This window comes from Actinophytocola glycyrrhizae, assembly GCF_042653545.1.
In the GTDB taxonomy this organism is placed as follows: Bacteria; Actinomycetota; Actinomycetes; order Mycobacteriales; family Pseudonocardiaceae; genus Actinophytocola; species Actinophytocola glycyrrhizae.
This window is the reverse complement of sequence record NZ_JBHSIS010000002.1, coordinates 1,345,815-1,357,898: the sequence shown is the minus strand read 5'-3', so window position 1 is coordinate 1,357,898 and position 12,084 is coordinate 1,345,815. Positions and strand designations below refer to the sequence as shown.

The window sequence follows — 12,084 nt, the reverse complement described above, 5'->3', positions numbered from 1 at the left end:
CAGTTCAGCCCGCTGCTGTGGAGATCCTGTTGAGGTCGGCCGCCACGCGCGCCGACAGCAGGCGGGCGCCCTGTGCCTCGGCCAGGTCGGTCGCCGCGCGCAGGTCGGCGGTGTCGCGGGTGGCGACGCCGCGGATCCGGTGCAGTTCGGCGGCCAGCACCTGCTCGCCCGTGGTGCCCGCCCAGGTCAGCGCCTCGTCCGCCAGCCGGGTCGCGGTCGCGGTGTCGCCGGCCGCCAGGTACGCGTCGGCCATGGCCGACGCCGTGACCGTGCGGGTCGAGCGCAGACCCAGCCGGTACACCCCGTCACCCGCGACCCGCATCGCCGTCAGCCTGCCCCGGTCGCCGCGGCGGACCGCCGCCCACTCGGTGAAGAACGTGCCGGTGTGCACGAAGTGCGGCATGTTCTCGTCGACCCCGACCGCGTGGCAGCGCGCGCCCGCGACGAGACCCGCGTCCGCGTCGCGCTCCTGCAGCGCGACCCAGCCCGCGAACAACGCGGCGTTGGCGCGGCCGTGCGGGTCCATGGCCGCGCGGACCCGGGCCAGGTCGGCCGTGGCTCCGGTGCGGTCGCCGCGCAGGGAGCGGACGAGGGCGCGGAAGTGGTGGACGGTCAACGTCGGCGTGCGGGCGGGCGGGACCGGGCCCGCCTCGGCGAGCATGTCCGAAGCCGTGCCGAGGAAGGACTCGGCGGCCGCCAACCGCCCGGTGAAGTAGGCGACCACTCCGCGCAGGTAGTGGCCGCCCACCGCGACCAGGCCGGTGGCGTCGCCGGTCGCCGCGCAGAGCATGGCGGCCAGGTCGTCGGCCAGCGCGAAGTCGGCGTGGTTGCACGCGACCTCGCCCAGCGCCCACAACGCGGGCCGCTGGTCGACATCGGGGCCCGCCTGGGGGAGCAGTGCCCGGGCGCGTGTGGCCGCGGCGGCCACCTCGTCGCTGCCGATGCCCGCGGTGACCTGCAGCAGGGACATCCGCAGCAGCTGGACCTCCAGCTCACCCTCCGCGTCGCCGAGACGCGCGAGGCGATCCGCCGCGCGATCCAGGTGCGACACCGCGTCCTCGTAGGCGAGGCGGCGGGTGGCGTCGTCGGCGGCGCGCAGCGTCCAGCTCAGGTGCTCCTCGGCGTGCCCCGCGCGGTCGTGGTGGTGTGCGCGTTCGGCGCTGGTCAGGCCGGCGCGGTCGGCGAGCCGCGCGTGCAGTGCGGCGCGGCGCGCCGGGGGCAGTGCGGCGTAGACGACCTCCGCGAACAGCGGGTGCCGGAAGCGGACGGCGCCGTGGCCCACCTCGGTGACCAGGTTCGCCGTGAACGCCTCGGTCAGGTGGCCGGGGTCGTCGAACAGCGCGGGCGTCAGCTCACCGCCCGCGACGGCCAGCAGGTCGAGGCAGGCGCGGGCCGGACCGGGCAGCGTGTCCAGATGAGCGCGGATGGCGTCGCGCACGCCGGGCGGCAGCGCGGTGCCAGTGCGGTCGGCCGCGAGGACCTCGGTGATGAAGAACGGGTTGCCGCCGGTGCGCGCGACCAGCCGGTCGACCAGCCCGGGCGGCGGTGGTGCGCCCGTGACGGTCCTGACCAGGGCGGCCACGGCCTCGGCGTCGAGCCCTGCGGGCCGCAACTGTGTGCCGCCGGGGACGCGCACCAGATCGGCGACTGCGGCGACCACGGCGGGCAGGTGGTCGTACGGGCGGGAGGTGGCGACGACGAGGACGCGGGCGGTCGCGAGGGTGGGCGCGAGGTAGCGCAGGAGCAGCAGGGAGTCCGGATCGGCGGCGTGGAGGTCGTCGAGCACGAGGACCAGCCCGGTGGGTGCCGCGGCCTCCCGCACGAGCGCCGCCACCGCGTCGTAGGTTCGGAAGCGGGTCGCGGCGTCGGTGGCCCCGGCGGGCCGGTCCTCGGCGAACACGGCGAGCGCCGGTGCCTCCTCGTCCGGTGTGGACAGTGCGCGGACGACCTGGTTCCACAACCAGAACGGTGGTGTCCTGCCGAGGTCCGGGCAGCGTGCCCACACCACCGGCACGCCCCGAGCCCGCGCCAGGTCCCGGACGGCCGAGGCGAGACCGGTCTTGCCGATACCTGCCTCTCCGACGATGGTCACGACCCGGCCCTGGCCGTGGGTGGCGTCGTCCAGGAGCGCGGTCAGCCGGGCCAGTTCCACGGCGCGGCCGAACAGCGCTTGCCGTGCGACGGGGACGGTGTGGGTGAGGACCTGTTCGTGCAGTGCGCGCAGCTCCGGGCCGGGTTCGACCCCGAACTCGGTGGTGAGGAGCCGGTGTCCGGCCGCGTACGCCTCGAGCGCGGCGGTCTGGCGGCCCGCGCGGTAGAGCGCGAGCATCAGGGTCGCCCGCGCCCGCTCGCGCTGCGGGTGCGCCGCGACGTGCTGGTGCAGCTCAGGCAGCACGCTCTCGTGTCGGCCCGCGGCGACCGCCGCGGCGTGCCGTCCTTCGACGGCGGCGAGCCGGGCCTCGGTGAGACGGGTGACGTCGGGACGCAGCGCGGCGAGCCCGGCGGCGCTGGCCAGCGGATCGCCGTGCCACAGCGCGAGCGCCTCGGCGAACACCCGCTCGGCTTCCGCCGGGTCGGCGTCCGCCGCGGCCGCGGTCAACCGGTCGAAGCGGACCGCGTCGATGGCGTCCGGGTCGACGTGGAACTCGTAGCCGCCGGGGTGGCCGCGGAGGAGATCGCTGTGTGCTCGCCTGCCCCGGCCGGGTTCGAGCGCGCGGCGCAGGCCGGTGACGTAGGTGCGGAGCGTGACGTGCGCGCTGGCCGGCGGACGGCCGTCCCAGAGGGTCTCGGCCAGCCAGCCGGCGGTCAGCACCTGGTTGGGGCGGGCCAGGAACAGCGTCAGGAGCGCGCGTTGCTTGGGCCCACCGACGTCGACCGGCGCATCGGCACGCAGCACCCGCACAGGCCCCAGGATTCCGAACCGCACCATGAGGTGTCGGCGGTCCGGCGGATCCGTTACGTGTCCAGGGGCAAGCGGACCGCTGCACCGGCCGGACCTCGACGCGATCTCGGTGACCGGACAGCCCGGTGGCCGTGGTGAGGAAGATCGTGTCCGGCCGGCAGCGGCCGGTCACCTCGGCCGGCAACGCGCACGTGCCGGCCAGCCGTTCCGGCAGTGCCTCGACGACGAGGTCCGCGTCCACGACGTCGGCCACCTCGTCGGCGAACTCGACCCGACCGATGGCGTCGGCATCGTCGTGCAGCGCGGCGCGAACCCGATGCTCACGGCCAGGGGCCACCGCCACCACCCGGACACCGTTGCGGGCCAACAGGGTGACGATCGCCGATCCGGCGGTGCCGAGACCGATCACCCAGACCGTGGAAATGGCGCGATTCATCGCTGGCATCCCTTCCCCGGCCCACCGTGTCACCCTGGACCCGATCAGGTAATGACCGGGGAAACCCCCAGATCGCCGACCAGCTCGGTGTGCGTCCGAAGGCGTTGTCGACGTGGGTGAAGCAGGCCGAGACCGACGAGGGCGTGCGGTCGGCACGACCTCGGCGGAGGCGGCCAGGATCGCGGGAGTTGGGGCGGGCGAACCGTGAGCTGCGGCGGGCGAACCAGATTCTGAAGTCCGCGGCGAGTTCCTTCGCAGCGGGAGTCAGCGGCGACGGTGCCGTATGTCCGGAAGGAGCGTCGCACAGGCGGCGCTTTCGTTGGCGGGCAACCAGCTCGCCGCACCCGGTCGGGTGGTCGGGCTGACTTCGATCGGGTCGTCTTCGTCCGCCGACTGGTGTTCGGGGCGTAGCTGTGGGCACGATGAGGCGGTTCCACGGTCACATCCGCGACGGCACAGGGGGACGACCATGACGATGACAGTGGATCGGGACACGGCGATCGTCGCCCTGATGGGGACCTCGGACGGCGACCTCGACACCGAGTGGCTGAAGAAGGCGTTGCAACACGCCATGATCCTGGAGCTGGCCACCATCCCGCCCTACTCCTGTGGACTGTGGTCGATCATGGACCCGGTCAGGGACAAGGACGTCCACCACACCATCCGCGAGATCCTCTTCGACGAGATGTCCCACCTGGCGCTGGTCGGCAACATGCTCAACGCCATCGGCGGCACCCCGGTGCTGGCCGAGGAGGGCGTGGTGCCGAGCTACCCCGGCGCGCTGCCCGGCGGCGTGCGCCCGGAGCTGGAGATCCACCTGGCCGGGCTGACCCGCTCGACGGTGGAGATGTACTCGCTGATCGAGGAGCCGGACGAGCCCATCGTCTCCTTCTCCCCGGACGCCCCGGAGACCTACACCTCGATCGGCGCCTTCTACCGCAAGATCAGGACCGCCTTCACGACCATCGGACCCTCAGCGATCCAAGCCCGCAGGCAGATCGACTTCGACCTGTCGCTCAAGCACGGCAAGGGCAACGCGATCGTCCCCATGGCGGACCTGGGCACGGTGCTCAAGTGCCTCGACATCATCATGGAGCAGGGCGAGGCGACCTCCACCTCCCCAGAGAACCCCCACTACCTCAAGCAGGGCGAGCTCTCCCACTACTACGCCTTCCGCGAGCTCTACCACGGCCGCAAGCTCCAGCGAGTCGGTGACCGCTGGTCGTTCACCGGCGCCAAGATCACCATGCCCCACACCTACGCGGCAGCCGAGGTCCCCCCGGGCGGCTGGGCGGACCACCCGACCATCACCGAACACGACCCGAAGGTCCTGGAAGCCCTGCACTCGTTCAATTGCGAGTACAGCGGCATGCTGCGCGCCCTGCAGACCGCCTGGGGCACCGACGACCCCACGTGCGCCAAGGACCAGGTCGCGCAGGCGGTCGCCCACATGGGCAAGATGCGCCAGGTGGCACAAACGATCATGGCCGCGCCGCTACCCGACAACAGCGGCTGGCACTACTGCCCTGAGTACCGGTTCACGCGCGACTCCCGGTAGTCCGCTTGCGACACACCGGCCACAGCCGCGGCTGTCGCCCGGACCGGTGCATCCCGCTGGGCTGATCCAGCTTGTCCACCACGGTGCCTGCTCTCGGTGATGGTTCTCGGCTCGGTTGGCTCAACCGGGCAGCCTCAGGTCGAGGTGAACCGGAACGTGTCGACGTTGCGTGAGTGTGCTGTCAGCCAGCGGAGGCTCCAGGTCCACCTGTCCGGGTTGCGAGTTGTCGGTGATGTTTCCTTGCCTGTGAACGACCTGACACCATCCTTCTGTCGCCGAAGGACAGCACTGAGTCAGATGACCGACAACGCTCCATCCGACAGGTCGGGCACCACGACGACCTCGACGGGCGACAGCTGAACCTGTCCTTTTGTAACCCCAAGGCATTTCCGGAGGTTGTCATGAGCCTGCAACGCGTGATCACCGATGAGCACGATCTTCAGCTGGCTCCGGTGTTCGCACAGCGGATCGACGAGGACGTCGTCCCGAAAGGCCGGTTGCCGGAGAACCCGATGCCGGCGGGGGTGGCGGCCGGCATCGTGCGATCCCGGTTGTTGCTCGACGGCCGGGCAGCGCTCAACCTCGCCACGTTCTGCACGACGACCGCAGAGCCCGAGCTGGAACAGATCTACGCCGAGACCGCGTCGATCAACCTGATGAACCGTGAGGAGTACCCGGCGAGCTCCCACATCGAGCAGGAGTGCATCAACTCGCTCGCGGACCTGTGGCACGACGACGACGGCCGGTTCATCGGCTGCTCCACGAGCGGCAGTTCGGAGGCGGCCATGCTCGCCGGTCTGGCCATGCTGCGCCGGTGGCGGGAGCGGGGCGGTACCGGCCGGCCGAACATGGTGTTCGGCACCCATGTGCACGTCTGCTGGCCGAAGTTCTGCAACTTCTGGGACGTGGAAGCGCGGATGGTGCCGATCGAGGAGGGCCGCACGACCCTGGACCCGGCACTCACCGCGGCAGCGGTCGACGAGAACACGATCGGCGTCGTCGCGGTGCTGGGCAGCACACAGGACGGGCGCTACGACCCGGTCGCCGACATCGCGGCCGCTCTCGACGGTGTGGCGGCCGACCGGGGCCTGGACGTGCCGCTGCACGTCGACGCGGCCAGCGGCGGCTTCGTCGCACCGTTCCTCGACATGGACGTCGCCTGGGACTTCGCACTGCCCAGGGTGGTGTCGATCAATGCGTCCGGCCACAAGTTCGGCCTGGTCTACCCCGGCTCCGGGTGGTGCCTTTGGCGGGACCCGGAGTACCTGCCACAGTCACTCATCTTCGACTGCAACGTTCTCGGCGGCCACCACCCCACGTTCACCCTGAACTTCTCCCGGCCGGCCTCCGGGGTGATCGCGCAGTACTACGAGTTCCTGCGCAACGGCATGGCGGGCTACCAGCTGATCGCCCAACGCTGCCAGGAGACCGCGCGGTACGTCGCGAAGTGCGTCCAGGCGATCGGGCCGTACGAGGTCATCAGCGACGGTGAGGACCTGCCGGTGGTGGCGTTCCGGCTTCGTGACCCGGAGGCGGACGGCTTCACCGTGTACCACCTGTCCGAGGCGCTCAAGGGGGACGGCTGGCACGTGCCCGCCTACAGCCTGCCGCCGAACCTGGAGCACGTGGACGTCATCCGGGTCGTCTGCAGGCAGGGGTTCACCCTCGACCTCGCGGCGAGGTTCGTCGAGAGCCTCGTCAAGCACACCGAACGCCTGGCGGGCCACCCGTTCCCCCTGCCCGAGGTCGCGACCGTGCTGACGTTCGCCGACTGAAACCATGGTCACCATCGCGGAACTGGAGACCGACCCCTACCCCGTCTACCTCCGGCTGCGTGCGGAGGAACCGGTCGCGTGGGTGCCGGACGCCCGCCAGTGGCTGGTCACCCGCTGGCAGGACGTGCACACGGTTCTGACGGATGTCGAGCGGTTCACCACCGACCAGCCAGGGTCGCCGATGCTCGACCTGTGCGGCGGAACGCCCCTGCTGATGCGGGAGGGCGAGTCCCACCAGGACGTGCGGGAAGCATTCCAACACGACTTCGACCCCCACCGGGTGAACGACTTCGTCGACACCATCGCGCGCCCGGTCGCCCACCGGGTCGCCGCCGAGGTCTTACCGTCAGGAGGTGCCGACCTGGCCGCGGACTACTTCGAACCGGTCGCCGTCGCCGCCATGTGCGCACTGCTCGGGCTCGATCCCGACGGCGCCGACACGATGCGGCGCTGGGGCAACCTGTTGACCAGGGTGGCGAACAACTTCGGCCGCGATCCGGGAGTGGATGAGGCCGCCCGCCCGTCGATGGCCGAGGACAAGGCGGTGACCGTGGTGGTCGACCGGCTGCGCGAGCAGCCGGACACGTCGGTGACCTCTCATCTGCTGCACCACGACCGGCCCGGCGACGCCCGACGGGACGTCGACGTGGTGCCGGTGCTCAAGCACCTCGGGCTGAGTGTGATCGAGCCGGGCTGGCTGGCGGGCTGGACACTGCTGGCGCTGTGGTCCGCGCCAGACCAACTCGCCGCGGTCCGCGCCGACCGGGCACTGCTCGGCGCGGCGGTGTACGAGGCACTGCGGTGGAGCGGACCGGTCGGCGTACTGGGCAGACGCACGACACGTGCCGTGACGCTGGCCGAACGAGAGATCCCGGCGAACAGCATGATCGCGGCGGCCATCGCCTCAGCCAACCGCGACGAGACGATGTTCCCCGATCCCGACCGGTTCGACGTGTACCGCGACGTCCGTACCCACCTCGGTTTCGGCGCAGGACCACACCGTTGCCCGGCACACCCACTGGTCACCGCCACGGCGCGCACCGCACTGGACGTCCTGCTCGAACGAGTACCCGGCCTGCTACCGGCACCTGGCCGGCAGGTAGCGCCACACGGCTGGAAACTACGACTACCCGGACCACTCGACGCGGTGTGGAACGCGACCTCGACCAGGGTGTCGTAACCGGCGGTGAAGCTCGCTGACACGGTGCACGCCTTCGCCGGGCTCGGAGCCGGGCTCGGAGTGCAGGGCCCGCACGTTGCGCACCGGGCCGCTGCGCCACCTGGCGCACCGCCCACGACGTGCCCTCGGACACCAGCACCAGAAGCACGGTCCGCTGCCGCCCGGCTGCGCTGACGACCGTCAGCGGCTCACGTGGCGGTCAGGGCGCGCCCCATCGCCAGGCGGGACTCGGCGTTTTGCAGCGCCACCGCGGAAATCGCGTGCAGCAGCGCCGGCTCCGGGTACCCGAGGTCGCGCAGGGCCTGGAGATCGGACGGGTTCATCCGCCAGGGGGTGCGGCTGAGCTTGCGGGCGAACTCGTCCAGCCGCTCCTCGCGGTCGTCGCGCGGTGTGTGCCCGGCCAGCTCGTCGGCCCGGACGCGGTCACAGGTCTCCTCTGCGGCCGCCCGCGCCAGCAGCCCGCGATCCCGCCGGTTCAGCGGTTCGTCCGAGTCGAAGACGTACTCGTGCCACCGCTGCCAGGCCTCGCTCGTCACCGGGAAGCTGGGCAGTGTCCGGAACTCGTCGGCGACGACCGGCCAGGAGACGCGGTCCGGTCGGGCCGCGGTGTCCTTGTCGCGCTCGGGCTCGAAGGCAGGCAGCGGTGAGGCGTAGTCGAACTCGATGCCGGCGGCGTCCGCGACCCGGGTCAGGTAGTTGAACATCGCCGTGACCGCGATGGCGGACTCCAGTGCCGCGCCCGTGACGCCCTGTGCCGCCAGCGACCCGGTGACGTCGGGTGTGATCGACCACGGCCGTGCCGACTACGCGGGCAGCGACCTGAACGTCGACTCCGGCGGCGGCCATCTGATCGCGACCATCGAGATCGACGGTGCGTTCGTGGCGGTCGTCACCGGCGAGTCGCTCACGAAACTGGAATGGGCGAGTCGCCCGGCGCGAGCGTACTGCTGCTGAACACCACTCGAGAACGAATTCACGCACCACGGATTTCCGTGCCCGGCCGGGCACGGAAATCCGCGGTGAAACCGTCAGGCGGTGGCGCCCTGCCAGGAGCTGCACCACTTGTCGGCACCGTTCGCGCCGTCCCTGAGGCAGACCTGCAGTTCGACGTAGACGCCTTCACCGATGGACAGGTTGTTGTCCTTGCAGTTGCCGTTCGCGCCGTCGGCGTCGTGCTGCCAGGCGAGGTGTTCGTAGCCGCCCTCGACCCAGTACAGGTACGCGACCGCGCGGTTGCCGTCACCCTGGATGTCGCAGGCCTTCAGGTGCTCGCCGTAGTGCTCGAACACGCCCCTGCCACCGGGATTGGCGTCCGTGGTGTATGCCGTCTCGTTGGACCCGTAGATCGCCAGATCACGCGAGGACGACTCGTCGACCGCGCCGAGAACCACGTGCCCGGAGGGTGCGCTCGTGTCCGGCATGGTGGTGGCGGACGCGCTGACCTGCGTCATCCCGAAGGTGAGCGCCAGCCCGGCGAGCACGACAAGGAAACGTACTGATTTTCATCGAATCTCCCCATATTGCCGATATTTCCGGCGACAGAACCGGGGCAGCGCGATCTTCCCCCGAAGATCCCCCACGCTCTGCCGCGCTTTCAGACGCTAGGTGCTCGGTCCCGCGCGGATATACCGCCAACCGGGTTAACGCGGCCCGGCCCGGCCGTCCGAGATCAGTTGCGGGTGACGACTTGTTGCGACTCGGAACAAGCAGGGCTGGTCCTGGGCGGCGGACCACGCGATGGCGCGCGCTGGCCCACGGTCATGGACCTGGCCACGGGTGGTGCGACAGGTGGTGTGGCGGGGTGACCTGACCAGAGCCGCCCGATCGACCTCTACGACGAGACCTGAGCCCGAGGTCACGCGCGCGGTCAGTAGCCGATGTGCTGGTGGTTACCACTTCACGGGTAGGCGTTGATTGTCGGCACCGCTGTTTCGCAGTGGACATGGCCGATGCCGTGCGTCACCGGACAGTGCCAGCAGGTACCGATGGCGGGGGCAGAAGCAGCCTGAAAGGGTGACACGAGACCGACGGCAGTCGCTCATCCGGACCGCGCAGGTGCCGGTGGTGTGACCCGCTCGACGATCAGCCCACAAACTATTACCGGTCACCGTGCGGTCGAAATAATCGCCACGGCGTTCACTCGCGTGGTTGATGCTCGCCACGTTACGAGTAACAACGCACAATGCGAGCAGGCCCGGTGCTATACATGAGTGGCCGACCGGCTTGGCCCGACTCACAGTATCGGCCGATAAACAGCCGCCAGGACATGAGCATTCTTTGCGAAAAGACACCCGATCGGCGAGACCCCAACGAAGGGACCAACAATGCATGCCAGGGTTCGGACGCTGGTGGCAGCCGCGGTCGCGGCCGCCGCCTGTGTGATACCAGTGACCACGGCTTCGGCGACGCCTGCCGAACAGCGCACTCATCAGCACGACGTGCAGCCTCGGACCGAGAATCTGCAGTTCCACCTCTGGTTGACCAACCTGAACAACGACTGGCTGAATGTCGAGTACGCCAACAACAACTGGGGCAAGTGGTGTGACTCCGACGGTCAGCAGCCCGAAGCCCCGAAACCCGTCCCGCCGAACGCCGATGAGTTCAAGGCATTCTGCTCGCAGGGGAGGCAGAACTCGCCGTCGGGTACCGAAGGCGAGGTGAGGTACGTCTTCAGGAACGATCCAAACAAATGGTTCAAGATCTACTGGAGCGTCCCGTGGGGCAGCAGCACGAACACGATGAACATCGACAGCGCCAAGAAGGTGTTCATCCAGTGCAACGGTTTCGCGGGCAGCGGCAAGGTGGAGAAGGTGACCTGCAAGGTCGGCGCTCTCCCCTGATCCGCACGTCAACGCGGAGGTAGTGCCAGGACGAACGTGAGCCTCCGGCAGCACCGGTCTGCCAGTACGGGTCCGGCCGGCGGAGGCTCACGTGTCCGGCCGGTGTGGCTTCTGTTTCGTTCGCGGGAACACCAGCAGGACACTGGCCGCGGCCGGTGTCCAGAGCAGACCGACATCATCACATCAGGGAGTGCAACGATGGCAACCACACCCGAGGTCGGCAGAACGTACCGGCTCAGGAACAAGGCCAAGCCCGGCTCCTACCTCGCTCATGCACACCCGGCAGCCAAGGACAAGGCGCCGACGTTCGCCCCCTACCCCGCGAACGTGAACAAGACCGTGCTCCTGCTCAACCCGTCCGTCTGCCCGGAAGACACGGGCGTGACCTGTCAGAAGTCCTACCGGGAACCGGCCAACAGCTTCACCACGTTCGACAAGTTCTCGATGAGCACGCTCGGCGCCAGCGCCGGTGACCGCGACACCGACTGGTACGTCACCGCCGACGGGGACCACGTGCGGCTCCGCAGCGCGGCGAACTCGAAGTACCTGTGGGTGGACGAGCGGCAGATCATGAACGAAAAGGTCCTCTACTGCGCGGTGGACACCGAGAAACGCGACGATGGCCTGGACATGTGGACACTGGAGGAAGTGCAGGCGTTCGACAAGGTCCTCGCCGTCAAGGACCAGCCGGCGCCGACCATCAAGGTGCCCAAACTGACGGACGGCAACCAACCCCCGCAGTACACCGAGATGATCGAGGCCGGAAAGGCCGTTGTCCCGTGGACGATACTGGGCGACGACGAAGGCCACGACATCAAGTGGCGCCGGGAACAAAGCCCGTATGTCATCATCCGGCGACAGGTTCGCTGGAAACTCGTCGGCTTCACGGGTTACCCGGCGAACACCCAGGAACAGTTCGGTGTCACCACGACCGTCGGCGTGCAGGAACAGAAGACGGAAGAGATCGACAAGACGCTCAACATCAGCGTCAGCAGGGAAGCCGGCATGGACATCAAAGGGTTCTCCGCGAAAGCGCGAGTCACCGTCCAGGCTGGACTGCACATCAAGGTCGGTACCACCACGACGAAGTCCTACAGCGAGAGCAGGACCTACACCAAGACCGTCGGGCCGGCCAAGAACAACTTCCACGTCGCAGGCTGGATCCAGGAAAGCGTCTACACCTGGTACTACGCCGACGGCAGGGAGTTCTTCGACTACGTCGTCGCCGATCCGAACAGGTACGTTGCCAGCACCTACCCCGACGCCCCGATCACGGGCAGGACCACGGACGTCCCGGACCTGTCGGTTCCCGTCCAGCGGCCACCCGAGACGGTCAGCGTCGACCAGCACGTTCCCGCAACTCTGTGATGTAGCGACCCGTGGTTGATTCCCC

At 69.4% G+C, this 12,084-nt stretch carries 9 protein-coding genes and 1 pseudogene; 6 read left to right on the top strand and 4 right to left on the bottom strand.

The features are described from left to right. Window positions 1–4 precede the first annotated feature (4 nt). Together ACFPCV_RS05495 and ACFPCV_RS05490 are read right to left on the bottom strand one after the other, a co-directional pair. Entirely contained in the window at window positions 5–2,902 is a 2,898-nt protein-coding gene (locus ACFPCV_RS05495) for a BTAD domain-containing putative transcriptional regulator (RefSeq protein WP_378054900.1), read from the bottom strand. Window positions 2,903–3,029: 127 nt separating this feature from the next. After that, a pseudogene (locus ACFPCV_RS05490) lies at window positions 3,030–3,338 on the bottom strand (3-hydroxyacyl-CoA dehydrogenase NAD-binding domain-containing protein); the annotation flags it as partial. Window positions 3,339–3,807: 469 nt separating this feature from the next. Between ACFPCV_RS05490 and ACFPCV_RS05485 the strand changes: the two are divergent. From ACFPCV_RS05485 to ACFPCV_RS05475, 3 genes are all read left to right on the top strand, one after another. Continuing rightward, window positions 3,808–4,896, top strand: coding sequence for a ferritin-like domain-containing protein (locus tag ACFPCV_RS05485; RefSeq protein ID WP_378054899.1), 1,089 nt, complete (start codon window positions 3,808–3,810; stop codon window positions 4,894–4,896). 401 nt (window positions 4,897–5,297) lie between these two features. Then, complete coding sequence (locus ACFPCV_RS05480) at window positions 5,298–6,671, top strand: glutamate decarboxylase (RefSeq protein ID WP_378054898.1); 1,374 nt, start codon at window positions 5,298–5,300, stop codon at window positions 6,669–6,671. 4 nt (window positions 6,672–6,675) lie between these two features. Beyond that, window positions 6,676–7,851 (top strand): cytochrome P450, encoded by a 1,176-nt coding sequence (locus tag ACFPCV_RS05475; RefSeq protein ID WP_378054897.1) that lies wholly within the window; start codon window positions 6,676–6,678, stop codon window positions 7,849–7,851. A gap of 188 nt (window positions 7,852–8,039) precedes the next feature. Here ACFPCV_RS05475 and ACFPCV_RS05470 read toward each other — a convergent pair whose 3' ends face one another. Continuing rightward, window positions 8,040–8,555, bottom strand: a complete 516-nt coding sequence (locus ACFPCV_RS05470; protein WP_378054896.1) for a carboxymuconolactone decarboxylase family protein — start codon at window positions 8,553–8,555, stop codon at window positions 8,040–8,042. Here ACFPCV_RS05470 and ACFPCV_RS05465 point away from each other — a divergent pair. Next, complete coding sequence (locus ACFPCV_RS05465; RefSeq protein ID WP_378054895.1) at window positions 8,548–8,805, top strand: hypothetical protein; 258 nt, start codon at window positions 8,548–8,550, stop codon at window positions 8,803–8,805. The genes ACFPCV_RS05470 and ACFPCV_RS05465 overlap by 8 nt on opposite strands. Before the next feature lie 74 nt (window positions 8,806–8,879). On the opposite strand, the gene ACFPCV_RS05460 is transcribed toward ACFPCV_RS05465, so the two are convergent. After that, window positions 8,880–9,332: a hypothetical protein gene (locus ACFPCV_RS05460; RefSeq protein ID WP_378054894.1), complete on the bottom strand. Its 453-nt coding sequence runs from the start codon at window positions 9,330–9,332 to the stop codon at window positions 8,880–8,882. An 867-nt stretch (window positions 9,333–10,199) separates the two neighbouring features. Here ACFPCV_RS05460 and ACFPCV_RS05455 point away from each other — a divergent pair. Then, entirely contained in the window at window positions 10,200–10,691 is a 492-nt protein-coding gene (locus ACFPCV_RS05455) for an aegerolysin family protein (protein WP_378054893.1), read from the top strand. Window positions 10,692–10,889: 198 nt separating this feature from the next. After that, window positions 10,890–12,059, top strand: a complete 1,170-nt coding sequence (locus ACFPCV_RS05450) for a hypothetical protein (RefSeq protein WP_378054892.1) — start codon at window positions 10,890–10,892, stop codon at window positions 12,057–12,059. The last annotated feature ends 25 nt before the right edge of the window (window positions 12,060–12,084 follow it).

Bases quoted from the DNA above. Each gene is read 5' to 3' on its own strand.
- ACFPCV_RS05470 (WP_378054896.1), bottom strand. From the start codon at position 8,555: ATGTTCAACTACCTGACCCGGGTCGCGGACGCCGCCGGCATCGAGTTC.
- ACFPCV_RS05480 (WP_378054898.1), top strand. From the start codon at position 5,298: ATGAGCCTGCAACGCGTGATCACCGATGAGCACGATCTTCAGCTGGCT.
- ACFPCV_RS05475 (WP_378054897.1), top strand. From the start codon at position 6,676: ATGGTCACCATCGCGGAACTGGAGACCGACCCCTACCCCGTCTACCTC.
- ACFPCV_RS05485 (WP_378054899.1), top strand. From the start codon at position 3,808: ATGACGATGACAGTGGATCGGGACACGGCGATCGTCGCCCTGATGGGG.
- ACFPCV_RS05450 (WP_378054892.1), top strand. From the start codon at position 10,890: ATGGCAACCACACCCGAGGTCGGCAGAACGTACCGGCTCAGGAACAAG.